The following is a 25,321-nucleotide window of genomic DNA, read 5'->3' on the forward strand; positions in this document are numbered from 1 at the left end:
GCAACACGTTCGAGTGGTTACGCGGACCTGGAAAGCAGTACGCGATCCAGGTAATCGTTGGTGAAGACGCCCCCCGGGTCAACACTATTTCGAAGCCTACAGAACTTCTCCATGGCTGGGTAGAGCTCAGCCAATTCTGTTGACTGGAGAAAATGCCACTTGCCCCAATGCGGTCGGCCTTGGTGGGCGACGAAGATTTCCTGCGCGGCTTTGAAGAACTCGAAGGGGTCGGTCCGCCAGTATTGGTGCACCGCAATATAGCCGGTCTGCCGTCCGGAAGCGGTGGAGAGTGGGATATCGTCCGCAGCAGCGCAGCGCACCTCGATCGGGAAGGAGACATTGAATCTGCGTCGAGCGATCATCGCCTTGAGTTCTCGTAACACGGTGTCCAGCTCGCTGAAAGGCACAGCGAATTCCATCTCCCTGAATCGCACGCTGCGTTCGGTGGCGAAAACCTTATAAGACCGGTCGGTGTACTCACGGTTTCCAGTGAGTTTAGAAGCCATCCGATTGACCGTCGGGATGCTGCCGGGGAACACATTTGTGCCCCGGCAAATCGCGGCGAAGAGCTTGTTTGAAACCAGCACATCATCGAGCAAATGTTGGCTACGACTTAGCGGCCGAGCGCCTCGGCTCGGCCCGGTCCGCTGCCCCAGAGCGGTCCGGGTGTTCGACTTGGTCAGGGCAACTTCGGTGTGCGGGAACCAATAAAACTCGAAATGGTCGGCCTCAGCCATTCGTTTCGGGAGGGTTTCAAGGACCTGCTCCAGGGGCTCGGCGCGCTCCTGCGCATGCAGCTTGAAGCCGGGCACGCATTGCAGAGTGACTTGCACGATGATGCCCAGTGCGCCGAGGCCTACTCTGGCGGCTGAGAAGAGCTCAGGGTTGCGTGTTGCCGAGCACTCGAGGATCTCCCCGCTGCCGGTGACTAGGGTCAGACCCACCACCTGGGTGGCAATGCCGCCGAAGTTCAATCCGGTGCCGTGAGTTCCGGTCGAAATGGCGCCGGCAATGCTCTGTCGGTCAATATCTCCCATATTTGTCAGCGCCAAATCATAAGGTGCCAGCAGGGCCGGAATTCTGTGCAGCCGGGTACCCGCGGCAAAAGTAGCCCGGCCAGTGACCCGGTCCACCGAGTGCAGTCCGCTCAGGTTACCCAGCTCAAGCAGATAGCCGTCAGTCAACGCGATATCGGTGAAACTGTGCCCGGCTCCCACCGCCTTTATCCGGCCACCGCGCTCAGCGGCTTGACCGATCAGTGTAACGATCTCTTGCACCGTGCTGGGCCGATTGATTCGCTCAGGCGTGCAACGCTGATCGCCGGCCCAGTTGTGCCAATCCTGGGTGTTTCTCGAAACCAGAGTGCTCATAGAAAAACTTTCCCTTCACCGCGATAACTAGGCAGCTCGGCTACTACTTCCTCGCCGTCGATCACCAGCAAGCCGTCCAGGTGCTCACAGATCTCACCTGACTTGGCATGCCTGAACCAGACTTTATCTGCGATCCTCAGTCCGCTTGCGGCTGAGCCGCGTAGTGGGGTCTGCACCTCTCCGGCGCCTTCGGTGCCGATCATCGACAACCCCGGCGGGTATACCGGCAGCGGAACCCGGTCTGGCCCGGCCGGACCAGAGGCGATCCAGCCACCGCCCAACACCGTGATGATGTCAGGAGCTGGGCGGCGCACCACTTGCAGCGCAAAGCCAACCGCGGGATAGGGCTTAAAACGTGAGTAATGATCAAACAGGGTTGGCCCGAAGAGCCCGGAACCGGCCGCTATTTCAGTGACCGAGACGTCCGAGCTGGTCAGCTCAAGGCTGCCGGTGCCTCCACCGTTGACGAATTCCAGCTCGGCAACTTCTCGCACCGCTGAGACCACCTGGGCGCGGCGGCTCAGAATATCCTGCGCGGAGCTGCTCTGCAGACGCTGAATCAGGAGGGCCCGGGCCCTATTTGACGGGCTGTCCTGTAGGCCTGCGATCTGCGCCTCGTAGCTCATGATGCCGACTAATCGGTGTCCGCTCCGAGCGATCCGCTCGGCGAGTTGGACGGCTTGAGTCGGCTGCCGGATCGGAGAGCGACGAACGCCAATATGACCGAGCTGACGGCCGGCTAAACCCGGCCGCCAAGACGCATCCAGATCGATGCAAAGCCGGAGTTCAGTCGTGGAGCCCAGGATGCTGGCCATCCAGTCCAGCTGCTCGCCGGAGTCAACCATTAAGGTGATCCGACTGAGCGCCTGCGGATCCGCGGCAAGCTGCCGGAGCGCTGGCGCATCGGCGCTGGGGTAGGCGACCACAATGTCATCGAACTCTTCGGCAAGCCAGAGCGCTTCCGGCAGCGTGTAAGCCAGCACGCCCGCGAACCCCGGCTGCGCAAGCACGGCACGCAGCACTTCGCGGCTGCGAATGGATTTGCTGGCCACCCGGATAGGTTTGCCGTTAGCGCGGCGTAATAAAGCACCAGCATTAGCGGAAAGCGCCTGACGATCCAGCACACCGAGCGGCGCCGCTAAATGGCCGGTCGCTCGGTCGGCACGCGGCCAGAAATTAGCTTCCGGCTCAGACCGCCCGGTACCGCTTCTCTCAGCTTCAAGCGCCACTTGATCGAGTGTGAACATCTTCACACTCTCGCCACGCCGAGGCTTGCTGTCAAGCGTTCTTGACGTGCCCTGAGGAAGCGTGAATAGTGAAAAGTAAGTAGTCCGCTGAACCACACCGAAGGGACGCATCATGTCGGAGTCAAAGGAGACACCGGGAACTGAGCAGCTAGCAGCACCAACTGGCATTGTGGTGGGGGTTGATGGTTCAGACCACGGTAACTGTGCCCTGGTGTGGGCTGCCCGGGAGGCGCAGAGCCGGAAGCTGCCGCTACATTTAGTGACTGCCTATTCGGTTCCTATTTTCGCTGCCTCGGGCTTGGACGGCGGATTTGCCACCATCGATGACTCGGTCATCCGGCAGGGCGCTGAGGTAGTGCTGGAACAAGCTGTCGGCAGGCTGAGCGAGTACCCCGACCTCGACTTTGACGCCCGAGTGGAGGCCGGTGACGCCTCGGGCGTGCTGCTTGAGCTTTCCGAGACTGCTGAATTGTTGGTTTTCGGCTCCCGTGGCCGGGGTGGATTCGTGGGTCGTCTGCTTGGCTCGGTTTCCTCTGGACTGCCCGGACATGCCAAGTGCCCGACCGTGATGGTGCCGTTGAGCTGTGCGCCGCGACTGGGTGAGGGTACCAACCCAGCGGACGCGCCCCTAGTGGAGTCGTTGGTCACGGTCGGTGTTGATGGTTCCGAGCGTGCCCGGTACACGGTGTTGCGAGCGGCTGAGCATGCTGAGCAGGCAGGTTTAGCACTGCGCGTGGTCTGCGCGGTGCCGCCCTACTCTGGGGCGATGACCTGGTTGCCAGCGCCGCTGGATCGGCAAGGCATGCTTGAGGAGATCACCGAACAGATGCAGGCCGGGGCGGCCTGGTTGCGAAGCCATTTCCCCAAGCTCAAAATCGCCGCAGACGTGGTTGACGGACCGCCGATCGAGATACTGATCGAGGCGACTAAGCACTCGGAACTCGTGGTGCTCGGTAGTCGCGGGCACGGCGGCTTTGCCGGGATGATCTTGGGCTCCACCACAGATGCAGTTCTGCATCACGCGAAGGGGCCGGTGATGGTGGTTCCGGAGCGGGACGATCCGCGGCTTGCCGACCGGGCTAATTTCGGTCCGCTACTCGGTGAGGTCTAAGCGCGCACTCCGGCCGGCAGCGCAGTTAGCAGCCACCGAATCCCTGGACTATCGTGAGGTGTGGATAGTCGAGGAAGGTAGCCGATGATCGAGATTTTAGACTCCGCCCAATTGGCGACCGCCAGGAGGAGTGGTGCCCTGGTCGCTAATATCTTGCAGACCTTGAAAAATCGCACCGTGGTGGGTACAAATCTGCTCGATATCGATCGTTGGGCGCAGCAGATGATCGACTCCGCCGGCGCTCAGTCCTGCTATGTCGATTACGCTCCGTCCTTCGGTCGCGGTCCCTTCGGCCACTACATTTGCACAGCGGTTAACGACGCGGTGCTGCACGGCTTGCCCCATGATTACCACCTGGTCGACGGGGATCTACTGACCCTAGACTTGGCAGTCTCCCAAGACGGCATCGCGGCGGATTCGGCGATTAGTTTCATCGTCGGCGAGACGCAGGCAGAGCAGAGCGTGGCGTTGATTGAGATCACTCAACAGGCGCTTGAGGCGGGTATTGCGGCGGCGCAGCCGGGAGCCAGGATCGGCGACATTTCCTTTGCCATCGGCTCGGTGCTGAGCACAGCTGGCTACCCGGTTAATACCGAGTTCGGTGGTCATGGCATTGGTTCTACGATGCATCAGGACCCGCACGTGGCAAATACCGGTCGGCCCGGTCGTGGCTACCAACTTCGCCCCGGTCTGCTGCTTGCCCTGGAACCCTGGGTGATGCTCGACACCGCAAGGCTGGTGACCGACGCTGACGGTTGGACGCTACGCAGCGCCACCGGTTGCCGGACCGCGCACAGCGAGCACACCGTGGCGATCACCGAACAGGGACCAGAGATTCTGACCTTGCCGATTCTCGCCTAAGCTCTCGGACCTCAGCGCTTCGCGTCTCAGTAGCGAGCAGCGTAACCGTAGAGTGCCATTGTCGACATCCAGCTCAGCGGAGTGACAGCGATCCCGTCATTCGGGTTGAGTGCTTGAACCACCTGACCATTGCCAATGTAAATAGCCACGTGGCTGAAGAAGCCTGAGCCATTGTCATTGAAGGCGAGGATGTCGCCATACTGCATCTGGGAGAGTGGCACCCGGGTGGGCGCTTGCCAGAACTGGTCGGATCCGCCCCGAGGCAAGTTCACGCCGACCGAGCGGAAGGCGGCCCAGATCAGTCCCGAGCAGTCATAGCCGACCGGTCCGGTGCCACCCCAGACATAGGGGCCGCCGACCTTGGACATTGCGAAGGCGACCATGCCACTAATGTTCGTGCCGCTGGGCGGGTTGACTACTGGTGGCACAACTACTGGGGGTTTCGGCTTAGGCGGCACCACCACCGGGGGGGTCACCACGGGCGGGGTGACCACCGGAGGAGTCACCACTGGTGGCTGCACAACAGGCGGTGCTGGCGGGTCAACCGGTGCCGGATTATTGCTGCCCGGGTCGCTAGTGCCTGGGTTGCTGGTACCCGGGTTGCTGGGCGGGGTTGGGGCTGGCTGATTTTTGCTGGCAGCAATAATAGCGGCCAATCTAGCTGCCTCTTTTTGTTGCTCCAGCCCGGTGATTCGAGCGCTCTCCAGTGCCACCGTGGTGTTCTTCAAGGTGGCCAGCTGGCCAATCAGTACGCCACGCTGCTGCTGGTTCTTAGTCACCAGGGCGTTCTGCGCGCTGACCGCCGAGTCGGCGGCAGTCTTAGCGCTCGCCGCTACTTTGGCAGCGTCGTCAGCCGCTTGCTTTGCCTGTTTGGCGGCGTCTTCGAGCGAGCTCGCGGTGGCGGCCGCGGATTGCGCATTATTGAAAGTCTGGCTCCGATTGGTGCCGAGAATCGATAGGGTGGAGGCCTGGTAGATGACGTCCGAGGCGCTTCCGCCTCCGCTAGTGATCAGGGACTGCACGCTGGGGTTCAGGCCGCCGGTTTTGTACATGGTGCTGGCGAGCTGCCCGACTTGAGTCTTCGCTTTTGCCGAAATTTTCGCCGCTGCGGCCGCTTTTGCCTTCGCAGCGTCGGCGGCGGTTTGCCGGTCCTTCAGATTGACCAGCGCCGCTGAGTAGTCGTTATTGGTGCGCATCGAGTTCATCATGGAGGCTTGCAAGCTCTGAGTGGCAGTATCCAGCAGACTCTCGATCTTGGTGATCTGGGTGCTGGTGGCATCCTGATTCTTCTTGGCGTTAGCAATGTCCTGCTCGGACGGAATCTCAGGGCTAGCCGGTAATGCGGCGGGAGATTGCGCTAGTGGGGCGGCCAGGGCTGGCGCCGACGAGACGCCGGATACCAGAGCAGCACTTGCCACCACCGCCAAAGACGTGGTCAACCAGCGTTTCACATTCGCACTCATCTAAGCCTCATAACCGATTTATCGGTGAATGCAGGCAGCAGCATTCACACAGCAATCATGAGGTTACGTGGTCAAATGTCACTTTGGCAACACTGGTCACATCATTAACTTAAACAACACCGTTGTCATTTACCCCGAAGAGACACGGCGTGTCGCGAAAATTTTTTGCAGTTTCTTCAGCCCCAGCCAAGCTCGTGCAAGGTTTCGTCGTCGATGCCAAAGTGGTGAGCGACCTCGTAGATCACGGTGATCAGAATTTGCTCGACCACCTCCTCCCGACTGTGGCAGAGATCCAGAATGGCTTGTCGGTAGATGCTGATTTTGTCGGGTAGCGAGCCAATGCCAGACCACTCGGTTCGCTCGGTGAGCGGGACGCCCTGATAGAGACCGAGTAGCACTAGTCGTGGGTCCTCGTTAGGGCTGGGAAGATAGCGCTCCTCCACCACGATGGCGACGTTGTCTATTGAGGCGGCGAGGTCGGGCGGAATCTGCGCTACCGCGTCATCCACAGCGCGCTCAAATTCGGCGAGGGGCATTTCATAGCGGCCGAAGCGCGGCATGCCAGCTAGTGGGTTAGGCATCGCGGAGGCCCACTGTGTCGGTCTCCCAGAAAATCTCAGGGTAGATCAGGGTCCCGCTGAGCGATTCAGCGACCGGCGTGAGGTGTCGCACCATAAAGGCAGCATCAGGAATTCGCACCGAGGGCTTGCGGAAGCCAGCGGCGCCGCCCGGCACGAACCCTAGTCGTGGATAGAACCCGGGCTCTCCCTCTAAGAAGACCAGATCAAAGCCTCGCTCGGTGGCTTCTTGTAGCCCGGTCCGAACCAGCGTGGAGCCGATACCTCGGCCCTGGCTGCTTGGTTGGACGGCTAGCGGGCTCAGCACCAGAACATGATGCAAGCGTTCCGGTGCATCTAGGTAGCCGCGGCTAAAGCCAATATGTCCTAGCACCTCGCCCTCAGAGGTGCTGGCGATTAGTTCGAAGCCGCGGTCCGTTCGCCAGAGGCTGCGCATCTGCTGGACCAGGTTGGTCACGGTACTGCCGGAATCGGCGAAGGCTGCGTTGACCAGCTGATCGACTAAGCGGGTTTCAGCTGGGCGAGGTGCCCGGATCTGGTACTCCGGTGTGCTGCTATGCATGCCTCAAGCCTAGGGGACTCGCCCGGCCCGGATTCGACTGGCCTTTCGGCTTAGTCCAGTCGGTTTCGTGGTCTAATCCGGGTGATGGCGACCCCGAGCAGGGCGACGAATCCGCCGATGAAGCCCCAAGCGGTGGGGGTTTCGTTGAGTAAAACCCACGACATGAGCACCGTGATAGCGGGTACCAAGTAGGTTGATGCGGCTAGCTGACCGGCATTGAAGCGGGAGAGTGCGTAGGCCCAGCTGGTGAAAGCAATGGCGGTCGGGAAGATGCCGAGATAGACAACCCCGAGGGTGCTGCCGATTGGTGCTGAGTCAATTGCAGCAATCAGCTCGCCGGAAAATGGCAGACAGCAGATCGCCCCAATGCCGGTCCCCAGCCAGGTGGCGTGCACCGCGTTAATCGAGCGCAACACCGGTTTTTGGATAATCACACTGAGAGCCGCGAAAACCGCCGCTAGCAGGCATAGCGCAATGCCCAACAGGTCGACACTGCTTCGCTGCCCGGAGCCGAGGGCGATGAGAGCCACCCCAGCCAGCGAAACCACGCCTCCGATTACCAGCCAGCGAGGGAAGCCCTCGCGCAGGAAGATGCCAGCAAAGATGGCGATGAGGATCGGCGCGATATTGATCAGCAGGGCGCTGGTGCCGGCGTCCAAATGCTGTTCTGCGGTGTTCAGCGCGACGTTGTAGCCAGCGAACCACATCAACGAGTAAGCGAAAATTGCGAAGCCGGTGCGCCAGGTCAACCAGCCTTTGGGTAGTTTTTTCAAGGTCGGTATCGCAAAGAAGCTCAACACCAGAGTGCCGATAAGTAGCCGGCCGAGACTCAGTGCACCGGGCGAGTAGTTTGCCCCGATGATTCGGATCCCCACGAAGGCGGAGGCCCAAAGCAGTAAGGTGATCACCACCGCGAACAGTGCTAGGCCTTGGCTGGTCTGTTTTGCTGTTCGTTTCGCTGTCTGTTTCGCTGTCTGTTTCGCTGGCGGCAATGCTGGCTGCTCCAGCTCGAGCTCTGCATCTTTCACCAGATAAAGCTATGTCCTCTGAAGCCGGCAGGCTAGCGATTTCCGGACAGCCTATGTCCTGATTCACCGAGTCCTTTCGCTGGATCCTTTGAGCTGGCTGGAGGGTCGGTTTGGTGGAATCAACTGTTAGGCCCTATAGTTTTATAGGTCCACTTCGGGAGTGTTCGGGTCAAGCCGATCGCCAAAGAGGTGTCCGATGCCCCCATCGTCTAGCGGCCTAGGACACCGCCCTTTCACGGCGGCGGCACGGGTTCGAATCCCGTTGGGGGTACGCAAGAAAATAGCTGGTAAGCTGTAACTCTTGCAAAAATGCAAGGCCCTGTAGCGCAGTTGGTTAGCGCGCCGCCCTGTCACGGCGGAGGTCGCGGGTTCAAGTCCCGTCAGGGTCGCTAGGTTCCTTAAAAGGAATCCGGTGCGCTGTTGATTTTTAGGCACCAAGGCTCTGTAGCTCAGTTGGTAGAGCGTTCGACTGAAAATCGAAAGGTCACCGGATCGACGCCGGTCGGAGCCACCAGCAAACCCCCGGAATTCCTATGGATCCGGGGGTTTATTGTTTCTGTAGCGATGAGTAAGTTCCCGGCTCATCTCAGTCATCTCACTTTGATACAAAGTTGACACAACCTGGTGACTAAAGAAATATAAGTCTAAAATTTTGAAGAAACATTTAGATAAATTGGGGGAACAGAATGGCGCAGCGCGAAGTAATTGAGCATATCGACGACTTGACTGGGGAAGTCGTCGACGATGTGCGGACCGTCCGTTTTGGATTTGAAGGTCTTGACTATGAGATCGACCTTTCCGGAGCCAATGCCTCGGAGTTTATGAGAATTCTGGCACCCTATCTTAGGAAATCAAGAAGGGTCCGTAGGGCTCGTCAAGGCGCTTCAAACTCACTTCCGGCCAGCGAAGTTCCGGTTACCGTTAAGCGGAGCTGGCTCCTTGAAAATGGTTTCGCGGTGTCAAAGGCCGGCAGGATGAAGCTTGAGCACCATGAGGCTTATGCGAAGGCGCATTCCTAGCTTGCGAGGGCGAGCAAGCAAGTGCTCGCATTTACCTAGAGTGGTTTCTAAGAATTAAGCTGCTTAATTCTGGCGCTAGCAGATCTTCAGCTTTGTTTTTCCTGAAAGCAGGCTGAAGGTTTACCTCATGCTGACCCTTAAAATGATGAATTCCTAATATTTTTAGTTATCGCATTCATTCCTGGTGCTTAAATATGGTCACTAGTTACTTCAAAGTAGCTACTTCTTCTAAGGAGCGTCAGAGTGATTAAGCAAACTTCTATCTCAGCACTGAGCCTCGCGGTGGTGATATCCGCGACACTCATCGGGGCGGCACCGGCTTCAGCTCAGCAATGCTCATCGCAGACGGTTGGCAAAGCCGTTTTGGCTGGGTGTGCCAGCCAAAACGGAAACCAATTGTCGTTGAGCGAACCGTTCGAAATCTCAGGCATCAAGATCAACCCGGGCAGCGCTGCCATTAGCCTCGATCGCAACACTGGGAAAGTTCTTTCGGTAGCTCAGGATGCCACCGCGAGCTGGGGAGGCGCGCAGCTAAGCTCCTCGGTCAGTTCGCTTGATTTCGGTGCGAAAGATCAAACCGTAACCATTGCAGATTTCAAGCCGATTTTGGCGCAGGAGGATTTTTTCACTGATCTGTCTTCGCTCGCACCAAGCAAGCTGAATCTCCAGATTAACGCCGATACGTCCACCGTTACCGGTGCCTTCGACATGAACTACCTCAAGGAAAAGGTCAAGCAGAACCTCGGCGGGATTGCCTCGACGCTGATTGATCTGGTGCCGATCAATGCTGACTCCGGTGTTCGCCTTTCGGCTGCTGCCTCCAATAGCAGCAGCAGTGTCGGTAAGGTGCAGCCCGGAACATTTTCGCTGAAGTTCGACAGCACAAAAATTTCGCTGAGCGGTTCCGTCTTGGGCTTTGACCCTAGTAAATCGGTGCTGGCCCTGCTGCCCGTCGGTTCGGCGGAGTTGCGGAAGGTCAACGACTTCGGCGTCGAACAATGGAAACTCTCCGGATATCTCAATCCCAAGCTGTTGGCTGGGGCGGCAGCCTCTTCGGACGGCATTTATGCCGATCTTTACTGGGGGAATACCTTGCTGGCGGGTCCGCGCGGGGTCAATTTTGATGTTAAGAACATCCCGCTGCTGAGCACCCTTGGCCTGACTAGCTTGGCCGGCTTACCCTTTGATATCACCGATGTCGGTGCGGGTGTCAGGCTGGTCCCCTTCGGGCTTCGGGGCAAGCTCGGCGGAGTGCTCGGACCGACAGTTCCGGTATTAGGGCCGCTGGGTCTTCATGGCACCGCGGAAGTTGGTATTGGTTCGTTTACCGATTCAGAATGTCAGGCCGATTCCATTCTCAATGGATCTTTGCGCGGGGAGTTGGACTTTCAAGTCCCCACGCCCATTCTGAGCAATGCGGTGAAATTTGATGGAGTGGCTTGTCTGGGACTACAGCAGGCCAGTTATGGGCCGATCCAGGTCGTGACAACGGCGCAGGAGTCGGCAGCGGTGAAGCAGCAGTTGGGGCGTGTTCGGCTCATTGGTAAAGGTGACCTGACGGTTCTGGGGGCTTCGCTGGTGCAGGCCAAGATCGTCGGCGAAATTGAGTCGGATAAGTCCTTTGGCGTCAAGGCAACGGGCCAAGCGGCCTTACTGGGAGTTGGCGGCCAAGTCGAGGCTCGGCTCAACAACCTCGGTAGCAGCGGCGTGTGCGTCGCGCCGACACCGCTGATTGGTTTCTTGCCCTCTTTTGGCCTGGCTGAAGAGCCCGGGAACCTGAAACCGCACCTGATTAGCTGTGGCAAAGATTCGGTCTGGGCTAAGGCCCCTGCCCTGCCTTCGCAGCGTAGCGCAACGACTGCCCAGCGTTTCCAGGTTGCTGTTGGCCAATCCGGTAGCTTGGTGAAGATCACTGCGCTGCTAGCCAAGAAGGAAAATATTTCAGTAACGCTCGGCAGCGGCAAAAAGTATGCTGCCGCTCAGATGATTGCCGGAAACACGGTCGGTGCACCTACCCTGATTGCTATCCCAGGCGGTCATGAGTTTGCGGTACTGCTTCCCGCTAGTGCTGCTGGTTCAGCCGTGGTGAGTGTCTCCGGAGTCACCGCTTCCGGCGTTTCCGTCTCTCACACCTGAAGTGAGCCATCGTGAAAGCTCAGCTGGTCATCTTGAATTAAGGTTGAGCGGATGGTGAATAGGGCGAAATACAAGCAAAACACAGCCAAAGTGCTGACAAAATAAAGACAAAAGAGAAGTGGCAGGGTGGGCGCCCACCCTGCCACTTCTCTTGAGGCAGTCTTTAGAGAATGCCCAGGGACTTCAGCAGCGAAACAACAAAGTCAACGCTCAGACCAAGGGTGTGGGCGATGGCACCAATCACATCAGCGGTAGCCTGACCTGCTGCAGCAGCGAGTTGGGCGAGAACCTGGAAGATAGTGTGAAGCATATTCATTCCTAACCTTGAATTTATATGGGGGGGACTACCTACCCAGACCTTGGGGGCGGCCGGGGTCATTCAACTGTCGATTCACAAGACCATCAGGCCTTTCTGGCGGTCTTGTATATCGACGGCAAAACTCGAGTTTTCGATATGTTCCTGCCACGATTGGCAGTCCGGGCAAAGCAGGCCCGACTGACCTCCCGTTGGTCGGTTTCAGGAGAAACCGACCGTGCGGAAAGTTATTCCACATGGTAGAAAATATACCTATTACCCGAGCCACTTGCGGTGGCAGTTAAAAGCTACTTCAAGGTTTTTGAAAAGAGAATAGGGTTTTCGAAAGTTAATATTAAATCTGCGGAAAATTTCAATTACGTACTATTTCACTGAACTTTGAAACGCATAGTTTCGCTGCGGAGCCTGCTAGCTGAGGGAGCCTCAGACTGTTTCGCCTGGTCATAATGATCGTTTGCCGAGCACCTAGGTGGCGCCTATACGTTGATTAATCGCCGGTCTTAGCCTTGCGCCCTCGCTGTGCTCGCCAAGAAAACCCTTGGCGACACTGGCTAAGTGAGATAGAATTATCAGTACTCGAGTTGTTGGGGGATGTATAGCGGTTGGTGAGAGGTGGCCAGCTGCGCGATTTCCTCTGGAGGCTGGCTCGATGAGATTTAAAAAAATACCCCTCATTATTTCTACTCTGGCGTTGTCTGTAGCCTTCGGTATTTCCGTTGGCGCCGTTCCGGCTTTCGGTGCTAGCAGCGATCCTTGGTTGGCCAGGACTGCTGTCGCCTTTAATCTCGGTGGTTCCGTGCTGGGCAGTTATCCAGACGCAGCCGGGGCCAGCTACGACGGATCGGGCACCGTGGTGGTCGATATCGACGGGGCATTTCACCCGGAGAACCCGTACTTAAACATCATTGGCGAAGCCTGTTTTGGCCAACCGGTCGGCACCACACCTTGGCCCTCGCTCTGCAATACCAATAACTTCGTGCGTCGGCCACTGGCGCAAAATCCCTACACTGGCTACTATTTTTCTGCCTTAGCGGGAAGCTCTAAACCATCAAATTCCCCGGTGAGTAGCTGTATTGAGCCTGCTAGCCAGACGTTCTGCCATAACTTTCACGGTACCGCCACGGCCGGAACCATTAATGGTCGGCAGGCCACTCGTTGGGAAAGCGCAACCGAACTGTCCTATTCGGTTGGTGCGGCAAAAGGGGCTTCAGTCTTTGCGATTAAAGTTGGTGGCGGCACCGGCAGCAGCACCGGTTGGCCGATTGAATCGGTTATCGACGCGCTGAACTACGTCAATAATGGACTATTGACCAGGCAAGACATTGGATCAAAGATCGTTGCGGTGAACCTCTCCGTCGCCGGAACTTTCAGGCCAAGCGGGTCTAGCTGCACCGCCGATGCGGTCCGAATCAATGCAATAGCTGCCACTCTCAAAGCTAAGGGCGTGGCGGTCATCATGGCAGCCGGTAACGATGGCGGGGTGGGCATCGGAGGCTGGAGCTGCGGTTCTAACATCATTAGGGTTGGCGCCACCGGCCTCGCCACACCAACCGTGCTCACCTCGTATTCAAATGTTGACTGGAGTATCCAGCTTTATGCGCCGGTCGGTGAGGGAAACTACTTAGCCCATGACACCTTGCTGGTGCCTTATCAAAGTTCTGGCCTGACTCCGGCGGCTGGCACCTCATTCGCTTCTGCTGAGGTAGCCGGAGTCTTTGCTGTGCTCCGGCAGAAGTTCGGCAAGGCTCCCAGCGTAGATTCCTTGCTTCGCTTGCTGCAGAGTAGCGGCCGCGCCCTCACCGGGGCCGACTCGAACTATGCCTCGTTGAGCGCGAAAGTGGTAAACCTCCCCGCCGCGCTCAACCGCACGCCTTGACAGCTCGTTAGCCAGCTACTTCTCAGCGCTGGTCAGCTGCGATCGCCGGGAGCCGCGAACCGAGGCAATCGCGGTGCCGAAACCGATAAGCGCGACCGCGGCAATGCCGAATGACATTAGCCTGGCCGAATCAATCATCGACGGTGCGCCGAGACTGACCAGGATGCCTGCCAAAGCTGAGGCGACGGCATTCGCGATCAACTGTGTTGTGCTGATTCCCGCTGCCGCCTTCTGGCCCTCATCCTCGTCATCCGTGCTACTCATCGCGGCGACGCTGAAGTGCGGGAATGCCGAGCCGATGCCGGCTCCGGCGACAAAGAGGATGATCGCCCATAGCACCACCAGCCAAGGTCCGGCGCCGGCTTGTTGCAGCAAACCGTAGCTGGCTAAACCAGCGGCGAGTACCAGCGGGCCAGCTAACCGGACCACCCGTTTGGACGCATCAGTGCTGAGGTTGACGCTGAACAGCTGCGCGACAGTCCAGCCGACCGAAAGGGCGGCACCGAGGAAACCGGCGAGCAGTGGGATCATGCCACCGAGCTCTTGGCCGAAAAGTGGGATGAAGGATTCCGTCATTGCGCCGGCGCTCAGCGCTGCCAAGCTCAGGTAGATCCATTTCAGACTATTTCCCTTGAGATAACTCAGTTTGGGCAGCACGGTGGCCTTTGCCACCCTTTCCCGCCAGATGAAACCGGCCATCAGCAATACCCCAGCAACGATGCCAAGCACTGTCCAGATCCCCTTGGGCAGTACCGAGGTGACACTGAAGATAGCCGCGGCTAGGGTGAGCAAGACCAGCGAGAGCAGGGGCAGCGGCGGATGTTTGAGATGCGATTCGCTATTGTGTGGCAGTGCCTTGCGCGAGAGGAAGGCAAGCACCAGGGCAGCTGCCACTAGCAGTCCAAAGGCCCAACGCCAGAGGCCGAACTGGGCGAACAAGCCACCCAGGGCAGGGCCGATCAAATTGCCTACGCCCCACATGGCAGACACTAGACCGGCAGCCCTGGTCCATAGTCTGGCTGGTAGTGCGGTACGAATCACCGCGAAGCCGAGGCCGGTGAGCAGGCCACCGCCAATGCCTTGGATGATCCTGCCGACCAGGAACAACTCCATATTGGGGCTGAGGGCATTGATTAGCGCCCCGGCTCCGAAGATCAGGAAGGCAGTGAGATAGGCCCGTGACGGGCCTAATGAACTGAGCAGCCGGTTGACCAGCATTGAGGCGACCACGGAGGCGGTCAGAAATGAGGTTGCCACCCAGGCGTAGTACTCGGCGCCGCCGATCTCGCCAATGGCGGACGGCAGCAACGCCGCCGTGACGTAGACATTCATTGCATAAAGTGCGACACCACCGGCCAGCACGAGGGCTGCCGCCAGATGTGCTGGTCCGAGCAGATCACCCCAGCTGCCGGCAGCTGGGGTCTTCTTGGCAGAGCTCGGAGTGCTTGCGGCAGGCGGGTCTTGAGAGATTGTAGATTCGGTCATGACTGCAAATTTAGAATCTCAAGTTAACTTCAGGTCAAGAGGGTGTGACTGGGGCGACAAAAATCGCCTCTTGCTGTCTTGATTTCTCGTCTTAAGACGTCATATCGCCTGGTCGGAGCAGCAAAGTCATCCCGGCTCGGATTCATCCAACGGCTGCCGGATCACCGCAACGCCGGCATCAAGGTCGATCTCGATACCATGACCGGACTTATCCGGAGAGTCGACGGTGACTGGCAAAATCAACTGCCGAGCTTCTTCCTCCAACTGGTGGGCCCGCCCAGGATTGAAGATGGAGTCAATCGAGCCGAAGGCGCCACCGAGCCCATTACTCATTCCGGCTCCTTTCCTTCAGGCACTTCTCATCTCTTAGCCGCTCTAGTCCTAGTCTGCTGGACAGTGTTGCTTTAGAACAGGGGTCTTTTGAATTCGGCACCTCCATCCGCAAGGGCCTGTCGGGCAGTAGGCTTGGTAAAGAGACCAACTGATGGGGCGAAGCTGAGGAGGCATTCGTGAGCGATTCGCTGAAAGAAGGCGGCGGCAGCGCCGAGCGACAGTCCGCTGGTGCGGTGAACGGAGCAAGCGAGCTCTCGCAAGCTGGTGGCCGTACCGTCATTTCGGACGCCGCGGTGACCAAAGTCGCTGGAATCGCGGCGCGCGGCGTTAGCGGGGTGTACTCCTTGGGCTCCGGTTCGGCTCGCGCCATCGGCGCGATTCGAGACGTGGTGGGTGCCACCGACCTTTCGCAGGGTATTCGCGCCGAAGTCGGTACCTCCGAGGTCGCCGTGGATGTCTCCTTGGTTGCCGAATACGGGGTGCCCTTGCAAGCGCTCGCCAACCAGGTTCGCGAGGCGGTCTACCATGCTGTCCAGGAACTCGTTGGGCTGAAGGTGATCGAGGTCAACGTCGAGGTCAACGATGTGCATGTCGCCGACAGTGACTCGGCTAAGTCGCCGGGCGTTGCTAAGCCGCCAGTGAAGGCCACCGAGCGGCTTGCCGCAAGTTTTAAGGACCCAAACCCGCAAGATCGATCAGCAACTGGAGAGACGGTATGAATTACACCCTAGTTGGCATGGGCGTTGGGGCGTTCCTGGCCTTTATGGCCTTCGCTTTCGGGTTCTGGGCCTTTCTAATAGCTTTGATTTTTATTGCTATTGGCGCGATTCTTGGCCGTGCCATGGATGGAAAGCTCGATTTGCGGGGGGTTATTGACGCTCTTACCGGACGGCGCTCTTCATCATGACAGCGGGCTTGGTCAGTCCCGAGCTCGACAATTCGGTGAGCTACGCCGGTCACAATCGGATCAGCACCGCAGCGCTTAGCACCGTGACACAGGCTGCTGCGGCCGAGAGCTTTGGCGTTCAGATGAATGAGATCAGGGTTAGCTTCAGCGATGCAGCGGGTCGGCTGGCAATCTCACTCGCTACCCCGATTCTTATCTCACCTCTGGCCACACTGCTCCGCAATAGTACCGAGGCGCCGCCTTTTGAGGTGACCTCCAGCTCGGTGTGGAACCGCACTATCAAGGCGAAGCAACACGTTTTGGAAACAGTGGCGAGACTGACTGGTTCCGATGTGGCTCGGGTGGATATCAGAGTCACCGGGGTGCGATTTGACGGCACTGGCCAGGGACGGGGGAGAGTGCAATGAGTGTGGAGGATGCTGGCCCGCAGTCACCTTCCGAAACCCTAGCGGTGCCGGAAAGTACCTTGAGAATGGACCGGGTGGTCAAACGCGAATTACATTCCGCGCGTTCGATTCTCTCCGGTGTTGCGGCCTCCGTGATTATCGTTCTAGCGCTTTACGGGTTGTTGGAATGTGGGTTGCGGATTGTGAACCAGCCGGCTTGGCTGATCGACCCGCAAACCGCATTGAATCGCTTGGCACACCTTCCGGAAGGGATCAATCCGCTGCTGCTCGGCGTGATCGGCGGGGTTCTGCTGCTCGCCGGCTTAGTGTTCTTTCTCAGCGCTGTGTTGCCAGGTAAGCGAGCTCGGCACACGATGCCTGATTCTCGGCTTTTCGTGGTGGTTGAGGATGAGGTACTGGCTTCGGCTCTCGCTCGCCGTGCTCGCTTAGCAGCGGGGGTGACCCAAGAACAGGTGATGGTGGTTGTCGGTCAGCGCTCCGTGGTGGTGAATGTGCGACCCACTTCTGGCGTGCCATTGTCAGCCGAACAGATTCAAGCAGCAGTTGAGGCAGAGCTGGCAAAAATGCAGCTCTCGCCAATGCCGCAAGTCCGGGTCAACCTGGCCGCTTCGGGGGTGATCGGGGTTTGAATGAGACACCACGGGGGCTCAATCGGTTCTTACTCGGACTTTTTGGACTGATCCTGCTGGCGGCCGGCGGGCTGGCCGTCGCGCTCGCTGCCGTGCCGAGCTTTGCCCAATGGTGGCAAGGTTGGGCCGCGCCGCTGACCACTCAGCTTCAGGATCTCGCCGCGCAGACCGCACTGCCGGGCCAGGGCGGTAGCTTGCTCTGGATCGGTGTCGCTGTCGTCCTGGTGGTGTTGATTATCCTGATGATCGTCTGGGTAGCCAGTCAAGGCAAGGGCAGGACCAGCATTTTGGCCGCCGACGATGAGAGTGGTGAAGCCGAAGGCCTGGTCTCGATCAACGGCAGTGTGGCCGAACAATTGCTGCGCCAGGCTCTGGCTGAGCGGCCTGATCTGCTCGGCGCGACCATCGCCAGCTATGAAATCAAAGGTGAAGCCGGACTCAAGATCAGAGTGATGCCCAGGCAGGGTGTTGCGCCGCATCAATTGAGCGCTGAGATTTCAGCACTGGTCCAGGCGCTGGACCTCAGCCTTGGGCAGCGAACTCCGGTATTACTTAGCATCGCTTCGGGCACTCGGGTCAGATTTACTAGGGCTGAGCGGGTGCGTTAAGCGGAATCTATCTTTCGATAATTCGATGCCCCGGCCGCTGGGCGGCCGGGGCATCGAATTATTAAGTTAGCTTCTTAGCCAGAAATCCGGCTATTTGGCTCTGGCTAAGCAAGCCAAATGGTGCTGTTCGCGGCAAGTTTTTCGCCAAGCAGGGCCGAGCTCTCGCTGCGCAACCGAACCGCGTGATTCTCTAGTAATTCGGCCGGTAGAGCTACCGGCTGTTCGGAGAAGTTAGTCATTACCAGCACGCCATTGTTCTCGAAAGCCAGCACGCCAGCGGCCGGATCGTGCACAGCGGCCCAATTCAATGTGCCCGCTCCCAGCCGATATTCAGCGCGTAACTCCAGCGCTGAACGGTAGAGCTCAAGGGTCGAACCAGCGGTACCGTCTTGCTGGTCTGCCGCGTAACGAGCGAAGGCTTCTGGCTGAGGCAGCCAAGGCTCAGCGGGATCGGCATTGCCATGGCTAAAGCCGTAGTTCGCTTCATCGGCGTACCAGGGCAACGGTACCCGGCAGCCGTCACGGCCGGTCTCGGCACCTTTGGTGCGGGCGAACGCCGGATCTTGCCGGAAATCGGCGGCCAAGGTGGTGTGTTCGGGCAGTCCTAACTCATCGCCTTGGTAGATATAAGCAGAGCCTGGCAGCGCCAGCATCACCGCGGCTGCCGCCCTAGCTCGACGGAGGCCCAGGGCTTCATCCGGCTGTTCCTGTTCCGGGCTAATGCCTTTGGGGAAACTGGTGGGTACGCTCAAACCGTAACGACTGGTGTGTCGAACGGTGTCGTGATTGGACATCACCCAGGTACTCGGAGCGCCGACGCTTTCCACTGCGGCTAAGGAGCCGCTGATTGCGGTCGCCATTCGCTGAGCGTCCCAGCCCGCTAGCAGGAATTCGAAGTTGAAGGCCTGTTGCATTTCGTCCGGGCGGATATAACGTACCAAGCGCTCCACCGGTTCTACCCAGGCTTCGGCGACCAGCATCCGGTCACCGTCGTATTCCTTGAGCACCTTGTTCCAGGCGCGGTAGATCTCGTGCACGCCCTCTTGGTCGAAGAACGGCGAGGGCGGGTTCATATGACCTTCAGCAACAGCTTCGGCGTCCCCAGCATCTTCGGCATCCGCTTGTTCGCCCTCCACCATTGCTGCCGCACCAGCCCAATCAGGCAGGCCTTCAGCCTTCACCATGCCGTGCGCCACGTCGACGCGGAAGCCGTCGACGCCGCGATCCAACCAGAACCGCAGCACGGATTCCATTTCTGCCCAAACTTCGGGGTTCTCCCAATTGAGGTCCGGCTGTTTGGTGTCAAAGAGGTGCAAGTACCACTGGCCGGGGGTGCCGTCCGGCTCAATCAACCGGGTCCAGGCGTCGCCGCCAAAGATCGACTGCCAGTTATTCGGTGGCAATTCGCCGTTCTCGCCTTTGCCCTCGCGGAAGATGTAGCGCTCGCGGGCGGCCGAGCCGGGAGCTGCTTGACGGGCCTCGACAAACCACTTGTGTTCGTCCGAAGTATGGTTCGGCACCAGGTCGACGATGATTCGCAGTTGTAAGGCGTGAGCCGCGCGCAGCATCTCGTCGAAATCAGCCAGCGTGCCGAAGGAGGGGTCCACCTCGCGGTAATCGGAGACGTCATATCCGGCATCGGCCTGCGGCGAGCGGTAGAACGGCGAGAGCCAGACGGCGTCGACGCCTAGATCCTTCAGATAGTCCAGCCGGGAGGTGACGCCGCGCAGATCGCCCATCCCATCGCCGTTGCCGTCGGCGAAGGAGCGTGGGTAGACCTGGTAGATCACCGCGTCCCGCCACCAGTTCTGATCGAGGTCGCTAGCTGGGCTCTGCAATGTGGTCTGGCTCACGAATCGCCTTTCAGTAGATTTGCGTAAACGCTTGCACTTTCTTTGCACACGTTACTAGGATGAGCCACATCACTCAACCGGGTTTTCTCAGATTCTTAACAGCGTCTGCAAAGCTACGGTCCGATATCTCAATGAGGAGTATGAGTATGAAGTTAGCCAAAGTACTCGCCCCGGCGCTGACCGTGGGCGTGCTGGCGATCAGCCTCACCGCCTGCGGCGGTAGTTCTAGTTCGCCCAGTGGCGACGCTGGCGGACTGAGCGGAGATGCCGCCGCCAACCTTGACGGACGAGGCCCGATCACTTACATCCAGGGCAAGGACAACTCCAATGTTGCCCAGCCGATCGTGGATAAGTGGAATGCTGCGCACCCCGACCAGAAGGTAACGCTCAAGGAGCAAACCGATAACGCGGACCAGCAGCACGATGATCTGGTGCAGAATCTGCAGACCAAGAATGCCAGCTATGACGTGATGAGCGTCGATGTGATCTGGACTGCGGAGTTCGCCGCCAAGCAGTGGCTGCAGCCGTTGACCGGCAAGATGGAATTGAAGACCGACGGCTTCCTGCCAGCTACCGTGAAGGCCGCGACCTATAACAATACGCTCTACGTTGCCCCGCAGACCTCGGATGGCGGCATGCTTTACTATCGCAAGGACTTGGTGCCCACCCCGCCGAAGACCTGGGCCGAAATGATGAGCATGTGTGCCTCGGTGGCGAAGGCTAAGGGCATTGACTGCTATGCCGGTCAGTTCGCCCAGTATGAAGGTTTGACGGTGAATGCCTCGGAAGCGATTAACTCCACCGGCGGCCAGATCATTGGTGATGATGGCAAGGTCGCCATTGACTCTGATAAGGCAAAGGCTGGCTTGCAGAACCTGGTCACCGCCTATAAGAACGGCGATATCCCGAAGCAAGCCATCACCTATCAGGAAGAGCAAGGACGTCAGGCCTTCGAAGACGGTAAGCTGCTGTTCCTGCGCAACTGGCCCTATGTCTATAACCTGGCTTCCACCGATGCCACTTCAAAGGTGAAGACCAGTTTTGGTGTCGCTCCGCTGCCTGGCGCCGATGGCCCGGGTGCCTCCACCCTCGGTGGCCACAGCCTTGGCATTAGCGTCTACTCCAAGCACAAGGCCACCGCGCTGGACTTCTTGAAGTTCGTCACCAGCGAGGAGATTCAGAAGTTCTACGTCACTCAGGCTTCGGCGGCCCCGGTATTGGCTTCGGTCTACGACGATCCTGAACTGTCGAAGAAGCTGCCGTACCTTTCGGTGCTCAAGACCTCGATTGAGAACGCGGTACCGCGCCCGGTGACGCCGTTCTACCCCGCAGTTACCAAGGCAATTCAAGACAATTCCTATGCGGCCATCAAGGGCGAGAAAGCGGTTGATCAAGCGATTGCCGATATCAAGACTGCTATGCAGTCCGCTGGCGTGAAATAGCGCCACTTAGCTGGTTGGTGCGGCAGCCCTGGGGGGACCTGCCGCACCAACCAGCATCACCACTAACGTTGAGGCCTAGCCTGCACGCTGTCGTGCGGGATTGAAGGAGGGGGCATGTCCGTCGCTGCACATGACACCGATCCAGAGAATGAAGCGCTTGATACCAAGCGTCGAAGCAAGAAAAAAGACCCCTCCGCCCGCCCGGAAAAGCTACAAAATGGCTGGGCAGCTTGGCTACTAGCGCCCACCCTGATCTTGCTGGCGGTAGTGATTGGCTACCCGATTGTTTCCGCCGTGGTGATGTCCTTCAGCAAAGACGCTGGGCTGGACGCCAACGGCTTCTTCGCCCAGGGCGGCCCAGCAGGCTTTACCAACTACATTGCCTGGCTGTTCCAACAGTGTGCTGCGCCCGGTGGCGGCACAGCGGCCTGCGCGCCCGGACAATTGGGGGCCCAGTTCTGGTCGGCGACCGGCAACACCTTCTTCTTCACCGTTGTCACGGTGGCCCTGGAGACGGTGATTGGTTTCTGGATGGCAGTGATTATGGCCCGCACCTTCCGCGGTCGTGGTCTGGTCCGCGCCGCGATCCTGGTGCCCTGGGCTATCCCCACTGCGGTGACCGCTAAGCTGTTCTTCTTCATGTTCGCCTTCGATGGCGTGATCAATAAGATGCTCGGCACCCAGATTCTCTGGACTGGCTCCGAGTGGCCCGCGAAATGGGCGATCATCATCTCGGACACCTGGAAAACCACGCCGTTTATGGCCTTGCTCATTCTGGCCGGCCTGCAAATGATTCCGGCCGAAGTTTACGAAGCCGCCAAAGTCGACGGCGCGAACGCCTGGCAGCGCTTCCGGATGATCACTCTGCCGATGGTTAAACCCGCACTGATGGTGGCTATTTTGTTCCGCACCCTCGATGCCTTGCGGATGTACGATCTGCCAGCAATCTTGACCGGTGGCGCTAATAACACCGATACGCTGTCGATTCTGGTGGTGCAGCAAATCAGGCAGGGTTATAACTCAGCCTCGGCGCTTTCCACCATCACCTTCATCATTATCTTCCTGGTGGCCTTCATTTTCGTCAGATTCCTTGGCGCGAATGCGTTCCAATCCTCCACCGGCAAACGGAAGGGCGCGAAATGAGTACCCAGCCACTGCAAGCAGTTTCCGCTTCCGATGTCGCCTCAAAAGGTCCGGAGATCCCGCTGAACTCAAGATCCAGCAACCGTAATCGTTGGTCCCAGCTGAGGACCTACATTAGCGCTCTGGTCATTGTGCTCTGGTGCTTGGCGCCGTTCTACTGGATGATGGTGACCGCCTTCCGACCTTCGGATTCCACCTTCGAAATGTCCTTCTGGCCGAGCAAAGCCACCTGGGACAACTTCGTGACCGCCTTCGCCGAAGATCGCGGCAACCATTTCGCACTGAATCTGTTCAATAGCCTGCTGATCGGTGTGGTGGTGACCCTGATCGGCTTACTGGTCGGTGTCTTCGCGGCCTATGCCTTGGCTCGATTGAACTTCCGCTTTAAGTTCGTGATTCTGGGGATGATCTTGGGCGCTTCGATGTTCCCGGGCGTCGCGCTAATCACCCCGCTCTTCCAGCTTTTCACCGACTGGGGCTGGATCGGCACCTACCAGGCGCTCATTCTGCCTAATATCTCCTTCGTGTTGCCGCTCACCGTCTACACCCTGGTGTCGTTCTTCCGGGAAATGCCGTGGGAACTTGAAGAAGCTGCTCGGGTGGATGGTGCGACTCAGGGGCAGGCCTTCCGCAAGGTGATTATGCCGCTGGCTGCACCGGCGATTTTCACTACCGCGATCCTGGCGTTTATCGCTTCCTGGAATGAGTTTTTGATTGCCAGCCAGCTTTCCAACGACGCGACGAAGACTGTTACCGTGGCAATTGCTTCCTTCGCCGGGGCCCAGCCGCATCAGGAGCCGTACACCGCGGTGATGGCGGCGGGCACCATTGTCACCGTGCCGTTGGTGATTTTGGTGTTAATCTTCCAGCGCAAGATCGTTGCCGGTCTGACCGCGGGCGGGGTGAAATGAGTTCCCAGCAGTTGCGCCCAAGTAGCCGGGCGCCGCGCAGTCGAGCGGCCGAGCAGTTGGATATTGGCATTGGGTTCATCGGCTTCTGGGCGCTCATTCTGTTCATCACCGTCATCTGGCAAGAACTTAGCGGTGGCTCCGCGCTAGGCTGGGCTCTGGTATTGGCCACCGCCGTGCTGGTGTTGTTCGGTTTGTTGAGGCTTCGTGTCAGGGTGCAGCGCCGCGACGACCGGCAAGGCAGAGAATGAGGGCCGCTCACCGGTAATTATTAGCATCACGGGAACAGCGCACACAGGAGCTCATCATCGCAAGCAGTATTGAGGATGTCGCGGCAGCCGCCAACGTTTCCACCGCAACCGTTTCACGGGCTATTCGTGGTTTGCCGAGGGTGAGCCCGCAGACTCGGGCGCGGATTTTAGCGATTGCCACCGAGATGGGGTACGTCGCCTCCTCGGCTGCTTCCGGGCTGGCTACCGGGCGCACCAGGACCATTGGCGTGCTAGCACCCTATGTCAGTCGGTGGTTCTTTTCCCGCGCTATTGAGGGTGTTGACCTGGTGTTGCAGCAGAATCAATACAATCTGATGTTGATCAACCTTGGTGGCTACGGTGGTGGCCGAGAACGGCTTTTCGAGCACACCATGTTGCGCAAGCAGATTGATGCGCTGGTGGTACTTTGCCTCGCGTTATTGCCCTCTGAGCTTGAGCATCTGCACTTGACCGAAATTCCGCTGATTGCGGTGGGCGGCCCGGTGAAGGGCTTTCATCAGGTCTGTATTGATGATTATCAGGCGGCCAAACTAGCCACCCAGCATTTGATTGAGCTGGGTCACCAGCGCATTGCGCAGGTGCTGGGAGAGGATAAGAACGAGCTGAATTTTGAGGTACCTAAGCTGCGTGACAAAGCCTTTGAGGAGACCTTGGTGAATTCCGGTCTGCGCTTCCGCCCGGAGTGGGAAGTGGATGGCGAGTTCACTGTGGCAGGCGGGGTGAGCGCCGCGCGGAGACTTTTCGACGCGCCGGGGGAGCAGCCGACGGCGATCTTCTGCGCCTCCGACGAAATGGCGCTCGGAGTGATGATGGAAGCTCAGCGCCGCGGTATTCGGGTGCCGCAGGACCTTTCGGTGATTGGCATCGACAATCACGAGTTCTCCGCGGCAGCTGGGCTCACCACGGTGGCCCAGGACCCGGTAGAGCAGGGCCGCTTGGCCGCTGAGATGCTGCTCAATGAACTCGCGGGCAAGGCCGATGCGGTGCGCAGCGTGGCGGCCCCGTTCCAACTGGTGAAACGCGGTAGCACTGCCGCGCCCCTAGCTTAGGGTTCTTGCTGGCGATCAGTTTTTCAGTGTGCTAGCCGGGCAGCTGGCCACTCGAGCCGGGCAGTCGGGTCCGACAGGGGTTACCAGCTCGAGCGGAAACGCTAACTGGAAGCCAGCCGACGCCAAGCTGGGAAAAGACTGTCAATTCCGACTTGCGGTGAACTTTGCAACTGCGCGTCGCGTAGTCGTAGGTGTTATGCGGAGTCCATGAGACATCCTCAGCCTATTGACTAAAGGAGTACGCCCCATGGCGAAGGCAGCGAACAATAACAATGCGGCACAGATCGGACTGGTCCTGCTCAGGGTGGTGACCGGGCTGATATTCATCATGCACGGCTGGCAGAAGTTCAACGAAGGAATCCCGAATACGGTAGAAGGCTTCCGCTCGATGGGAGTTTTTGCCCCAGAACTCATAGGGCCGTTCATCGCGGGCCTCGAGCTATTCGGCGGAATTGCGCTGATCCTCGGCCTACTTAGTCGACCCATCTCGGTGCTGCTGGTAGCCAATATGATCGGCGCGGCTTTCCTGGTGCATGTCCCGCAAGGTTTCTTCGCCGCCACCGGTGGCTATGAATACGTGTTGGCGCTGGGCGCGATGGCAGGCACCTTAGCGCTCACCGGAGCTGGCAAATTCAGTCTCGACGCCGCAGTGTTCAGCCGCAATAAGCGACTGCGGGCGGTACTGGCTTAGCGGCGCTCGGTCCCCGGCATCAAAACG

26 protein-coding genes and 3 tRNA genes are annotated in these 25,321 nt (G+C 58.7%); 19 read left to right on the forward strand and 10 right to left on the reverse strand.

The features are described from left to right. Positions 1-17: 17 nt before the first annotated feature. Positions 18-1,370, reverse strand: a complete 1,353-nt coding sequence (locus tag UM93_RS15045) for a D-arabinono-1,4-lactone oxidase (RefSeq protein WP_082057181.1) — start codon at positions 1,368-1,370, stop codon at positions 18-20. Then, positions 1,367-2,617, reverse strand: coding sequence for an amino acid deaminase/aldolase (locus UM93_RS15050; protein WP_045076345.1), 1,251 nt, complete (start codon positions 2,615-2,617; stop codon positions 1,367-1,369). The genes UM93_RS15045 and UM93_RS15050 overlap by 4 nt, the downstream gene beginning before the upstream one ends. Before the next feature lie 112 nt (positions 2,618-2,729). Between UM93_RS15050 and UM93_RS15055 the strand changes: the two genes are divergently transcribed. Both UM93_RS15055 and map read left to right on the forward strand, forming a co-directional pair. Then, entirely contained in the window at positions 2,730-3,728 is a 999-nt protein-coding gene (locus tag UM93_RS15055; protein WP_045076346.1) for a universal stress protein, read from the forward strand. A gap of 84 nt (positions 3,729-3,812) precedes the next feature. Then, positions 3,813-4,589, forward strand: a complete 777-nt coding sequence (gene map, locus UM93_RS15060; protein ID WP_045076347.1) for a type I methionyl aminopeptidase — start codon at positions 3,813-3,815, stop codon at positions 4,587-4,589. Between the two features lie 26 nt (positions 4,590-4,615). Here the strand turns inward: map and UM93_RS15065 are convergent, their stop codons facing one another. From UM93_RS15065 to UM93_RS15080, 4 genes are all read right to left on the reverse strand, one after another. Next, positions 4,616-6,052 (reverse strand): C40 family peptidase, encoded by a 1,437-nt coding sequence (locus tag UM93_RS15065; protein WP_045076348.1) that lies wholly within the window; start codon positions 6,050-6,052, stop codon positions 4,616-4,618. 176 nt (positions 6,053-6,228) lie between these two features. Beyond that, positions 6,229-6,633: a metallopeptidase family protein gene (locus tag UM93_RS15070; protein ID WP_045076349.1), complete on the reverse strand. Its 405-nt coding sequence runs from the start codon at positions 6,631-6,633 to the stop codon at positions 6,229-6,231. Further along, positions 6,626-7,192 carry a GNAT family N-acetyltransferase gene (locus tag UM93_RS15075; RefSeq protein WP_045076350.1) on the reverse strand — a complete coding sequence of 189 codons (567 nt, stop codon included), beginning with the start codon at positions 7,190-7,192 and terminating at the stop codon, positions 6,626-6,628. The genes UM93_RS15070 and UM93_RS15075 overlap by 8 nt, the downstream gene beginning before the upstream one ends. A 50-nt stretch (positions 7,193-7,242) precedes the next feature. Then, complete coding sequence (locus UM93_RS15080; protein ID WP_422784941.1) at positions 7,243-8,220, reverse strand: DMT family transporter; 978 nt, start codon at positions 8,218-8,220, stop codon at positions 7,243-7,245. Between the two features lie 198 nt (positions 8,221-8,418). Here UM93_RS15080 and UM93_RS15085 point away from each other — a divergent pair. The 5 genes from UM93_RS15085 (at position 8,419) to UM93_RS15105 (ending at position 11,375) form a co-directional block, all read left to right on the forward strand. Further along, positions 8,419-8,491: transfer RNA gene (locus tag UM93_RS15085), tRNA-Glu, on the forward strand. A gap of 44 nt (positions 8,492-8,535) precedes the next feature. After that, positions 8,536-8,609 (forward strand) — tRNA-Asp (locus tag UM93_RS15090). 49 nt (positions 8,610-8,658) lie between these two features. Beyond that, positions 8,659-8,734: transfer RNA gene (locus UM93_RS15095), tRNA-Phe, on the forward strand. A gap of 172 nt (positions 8,735-8,906) precedes the next feature. Continuing rightward, a complete protein-coding gene (locus UM93_RS15100; protein ID WP_045076351.1) occupies positions 8,907-9,239 on the forward strand; it encodes an Lsr2 dimerization domain-containing protein in 333 nt (110 codons plus the stop codon). Between the two features lie 243 nt (positions 9,240-9,482). Next, the gene (locus UM93_RS15105; protein WP_045076352.1) at positions 9,483-11,375 is read left to right on the forward strand and encodes a hypothetical protein; all 1,893 of its coding nucleotides are present in this window, start codon (positions 9,483-9,485) and stop codon (positions 11,373-11,375) included. A gap of 163 nt (positions 11,376-11,538) precedes the next feature. Here the strand turns inward: UM93_RS15105 and UM93_RS17770 are convergent, their stop codons facing one another. Further along, positions 11,539-11,691: a hypothetical protein gene (locus UM93_RS17770; RefSeq protein WP_157874173.1), complete on the reverse strand. Its 153-nt coding sequence runs from the start codon at positions 11,689-11,691 to the stop codon at positions 11,539-11,541. A 649-nt stretch (positions 11,692-12,340) separates the two neighbouring features. On the opposite strand from UM93_RS17770, the gene UM93_RS15110 reads away from it, so the two are divergent. Then, positions 12,341-13,567 (forward strand): S8/S53 family peptidase, encoded by a 1,227-nt coding sequence (locus UM93_RS15110; RefSeq protein ID WP_082057182.1) that lies wholly within the window; start codon positions 12,341-12,343, stop codon positions 13,565-13,567. 15 nt (positions 13,568-13,582) lie between these two features. Here the strand turns inward: UM93_RS15110 and UM93_RS15115 are convergent, their stop codons facing one another. Together UM93_RS15115 and UM93_RS15120 are read right to left on the reverse strand one after the other, a co-directional pair. Next, complete coding sequence (locus UM93_RS15115) at positions 13,583-15,052, reverse strand: MFS transporter (protein ID WP_082057183.1); 1,470 nt, start codon at positions 15,050-15,052, stop codon at positions 13,583-13,585. Between the two features lie 126 nt (positions 15,053-15,178). Beyond that, positions 15,179-15,385, reverse strand: coding sequence for a DUF6191 domain-containing protein (locus UM93_RS15120; RefSeq protein ID WP_045076354.1), 207 nt, complete (start codon positions 15,383-15,385; stop codon positions 15,179-15,181). 233 nt (positions 15,386-15,618) lie between these two features. On the opposite strand from UM93_RS15120, the gene UM93_RS15125 reads away from it, so the two are divergent. The 5 genes from UM93_RS15125 to UM93_RS15145 are packed head-to-tail and all read left to right on the forward strand — an operon-like array spanning position 15,619 to position 17,936. Beyond that, positions 15,619-16,104 (forward strand): Asp23/Gls24 family envelope stress response protein, encoded by a 486-nt coding sequence (locus tag UM93_RS15125; RefSeq protein ID WP_045077576.1) that lies wholly within the window; start codon positions 15,619-15,621, stop codon positions 16,102-16,104. Next, on the forward strand, positions 16,101-16,292 hold the full coding sequence (locus UM93_RS15130; RefSeq protein WP_045076355.1) for a DUF2273 domain-containing protein: 192 nt from the start codon (positions 16,101-16,103) through the stop codon (positions 16,290-16,292). The genes UM93_RS15125 and UM93_RS15130 overlap by 4 nt, the downstream gene beginning before the upstream one ends. Beyond that, positions 16,289-16,699 (forward strand): hypothetical protein, encoded by a 411-nt coding sequence (locus UM93_RS15135; RefSeq protein ID WP_045076356.1) that lies wholly within the window; start codon positions 16,289-16,291, stop codon positions 16,697-16,699. The genes UM93_RS15130 and UM93_RS15135 overlap by 4 nt, the downstream gene beginning before the upstream one ends. Continuing rightward, complete coding sequence (locus tag UM93_RS15140) at positions 16,696-17,328, forward strand: DUF6286 domain-containing protein (RefSeq protein WP_082057184.1); 633 nt, start codon at positions 16,696-16,698, stop codon at positions 17,326-17,328. Before UM93_RS15135 ends, UM93_RS15140 begins: the two co-directional genes overlap by 4 nt. Continuing rightward, positions 17,325-17,936, forward strand: coding sequence for a hypothetical protein (locus UM93_RS15145; RefSeq protein WP_045076357.1), 612 nt, complete (start codon positions 17,325-17,327; stop codon positions 17,934-17,936). The genes UM93_RS15140 and UM93_RS15145 overlap by 4 nt, the downstream gene beginning before the upstream one ends. A gap of 104 nt (positions 17,937-18,040) precedes the next feature. Here UM93_RS15145 and UM93_RS15150 read toward each other — a convergent pair whose 3' ends face one another. After that, the gene (locus tag UM93_RS15150) at positions 18,041-19,789 is read right to left on the reverse strand and encodes a glycoside hydrolase family 13 protein (RefSeq protein ID WP_045076358.1); all 1,749 of its coding nucleotides are present in this window, start codon (positions 19,787-19,789) and stop codon (positions 18,041-18,043) included. 146 nt (positions 19,790-19,935) lie between these two features. On the opposite strand from UM93_RS15150, the gene UM93_RS15155 reads away from it, so the two are divergent. From UM93_RS15155 to UM93_RS15180, 6 genes are all read left to right on the forward strand, one after another. Then, positions 19,936-21,231 (forward strand): ABC transporter substrate-binding protein, encoded by a 1,296-nt coding sequence (locus UM93_RS15155; RefSeq protein ID WP_045076359.1) that lies wholly within the window; start codon positions 19,936-19,938, stop codon positions 21,229-21,231. A 114-nt stretch (positions 21,232-21,345) separates the two neighbouring features. Beyond that, the gene (locus tag UM93_RS15160; protein WP_045076360.1) at positions 21,346-22,374 is read left to right on the forward strand and encodes a carbohydrate ABC transporter permease; all 1,029 of its coding nucleotides are present in this window, start codon (positions 21,346-21,348) and stop codon (positions 22,372-22,374) included. Next, positions 22,371-23,285: a carbohydrate ABC transporter permease gene (locus UM93_RS15165; protein WP_082057185.1), complete on the forward strand. Its 915-nt coding sequence runs from the start codon at positions 22,371-22,373 to the stop codon at positions 23,283-23,285. Before UM93_RS15160 ends, UM93_RS15165 begins: the two co-directional genes overlap by 4 nt. Continuing rightward, positions 23,282-23,533, forward strand: a complete 252-nt coding sequence (locus UM93_RS15170) for a hypothetical protein (protein WP_045076361.1) — start codon at positions 23,282-23,284, stop codon at positions 23,531-23,533. Before UM93_RS15165 ends, UM93_RS15170 begins: the two co-directional genes overlap by 4 nt. A gap of 122 nt (positions 23,534-23,655) precedes the next feature. Next, positions 23,656-24,603: a LacI family DNA-binding transcriptional regulator gene (locus tag UM93_RS15175; protein WP_422784960.1), complete on the forward strand. Its 948-nt coding sequence runs from the start codon at positions 23,656-23,658 to the stop codon at positions 24,601-24,603. 247 nt (positions 24,604-24,850) lie between these two features. After that, the gene (locus UM93_RS15180; protein WP_045076363.1) at positions 24,851-25,294 is read left to right on the forward strand and encodes a DoxX family protein; all 444 of its coding nucleotides are present in this window, start codon (positions 24,851-24,853) and stop codon (positions 25,292-25,294) included. Positions 25,295-25,321: the final 27 nt, after the last annotated feature.

Source organism: Psychromicrobium lacuslunae, from assembly GCF_000950575.1.
GTDB classification, from domain to species: Bacteria; Actinomycetota; Actinomycetes; order Actinomycetales; family Micrococcaceae; genus Renibacterium; species Renibacterium lacuslunae.

Excerpts from the sequence above, each read along its gene's own strand:
- UM93_RS15170 (WP_045076361.1), top strand. The coding sequence starts at position 23,282 with ATGAGTTCCCAGCAGTTGCGCCCAAGTAGCCGGGCGCCGCGCAGTCGA.
- UM93_RS15050 (WP_045076345.1), bottom strand. The coding sequence starts at position 2,617 with ATGTTCACACTCGATCAAGTGGCGCTTGAAGCTGAGAGAAGCGGTACC.
- UM93_RS15155 (WP_045076359.1), top strand. The coding sequence starts at position 19,936 with ATGAAGTTAGCCAAAGTACTCGCCCCGGCGCTGACCGTGGGCGTGCTG.
- UM93_RS15130 (WP_045076355.1), top strand. The coding sequence starts at position 16,101 with ATGAATTACACCCTAGTTGGCATGGGCGTTGGGGCGTTCCTGGCCTTT.
- UM93_RS15160 (WP_045076360.1), top strand. The coding sequence starts at position 21,346 with ATGTCCGTCGCTGCACATGACACCGATCCAGAGAATGAAGCGCTTGAT.
- map (WP_045076347.1), top strand. The coding sequence starts at position 3,813 with ATGATCGAGATTTTAGACTCCGCCCAATTGGCGACCGCCAGGAGGAGT.
- UM93_RS15120 (WP_045076354.1), bottom strand. The coding sequence starts at position 15,385 with ATGAGTAATGGGCTCGGTGGCGCCTTCGGCTCGATTGACTCCATCTTC.
- UM93_RS15180 (WP_045076363.1), top strand. The coding sequence starts at position 24,851 with ATGGCGAAGGCAGCGAACAATAACAATGCGGCACAGATCGGACTGGTC.
- UM93_RS15065 (WP_045076348.1), bottom strand. The coding sequence starts at position 6,052 with ATGAGTGCGAATGTGAAACGCTGGTTGACCACGTCTTTGGCGGTGGTG.
- UM93_RS15070 (WP_045076349.1), bottom strand. The coding sequence starts at position 6,633 with ATGCCTAACCCACTAGCTGGCATGCCGCGCTTCGGCCGCTATGAAATG.
- UM93_RS17770 (WP_157874173.1), bottom strand. The coding sequence starts at position 11,691 with ATGAATATGCTTCACACTATCTTCCAGGTTCTCGCCCAACTCGCTGCT.
- UM93_RS15165 (WP_082057185.1), top strand. The coding sequence starts at position 22,371 with ATGAGTACCCAGCCACTGCAAGCAGTTTCCGCTTCCGATGTCGCCTCA.
- UM93_RS15100 (WP_045076351.1), top strand. The coding sequence starts at position 8,907 with ATGGCGCAGCGCGAAGTAATTGAGCATATCGACGACTTGACTGGGGAA.
- UM93_RS15055 (WP_045076346.1), top strand. The coding sequence starts at position 2,730 with ATGTCGGAGTCAAAGGAGACACCGGGAACTGAGCAGCTAGCAGCACCA.
- UM93_RS15115 (WP_082057183.1), bottom strand. The coding sequence starts at position 15,052 with ATGACCGAATCTACAATCTCTCAAGACCCGCCTGCCGCAAGCACTCCG.
- UM93_RS15110 (WP_082057182.1), top strand. The coding sequence starts at position 12,341 with ATGAGATTTAAAAAAATACCCCTCATTATTTCTACTCTGGCGTTGTCT.
- UM93_RS15075 (WP_045076350.1), bottom strand. The coding sequence starts at position 7,192 with ATGCATAGCAGCACACCGGAGTACCAGATCCGGGCACCTCGCCCAGCT.
- UM93_RS15045 (WP_082057181.1), bottom strand. The coding sequence starts at position 1,370 with ATGAGCACTCTGGTTTCGAGAAACACCCAGGATTGGCACAACTGGGCC.
- UM93_RS15135 (WP_045076356.1), top strand. The coding sequence starts at position 16,289 with ATGACAGCGGGCTTGGTCAGTCCCGAGCTCGACAATTCGGTGAGCTAC.
- UM93_RS15140 (WP_082057184.1), top strand. The coding sequence starts at position 16,696 with ATGAGTGTGGAGGATGCTGGCCCGCAGTCACCTTCCGAAACCCTAGCG.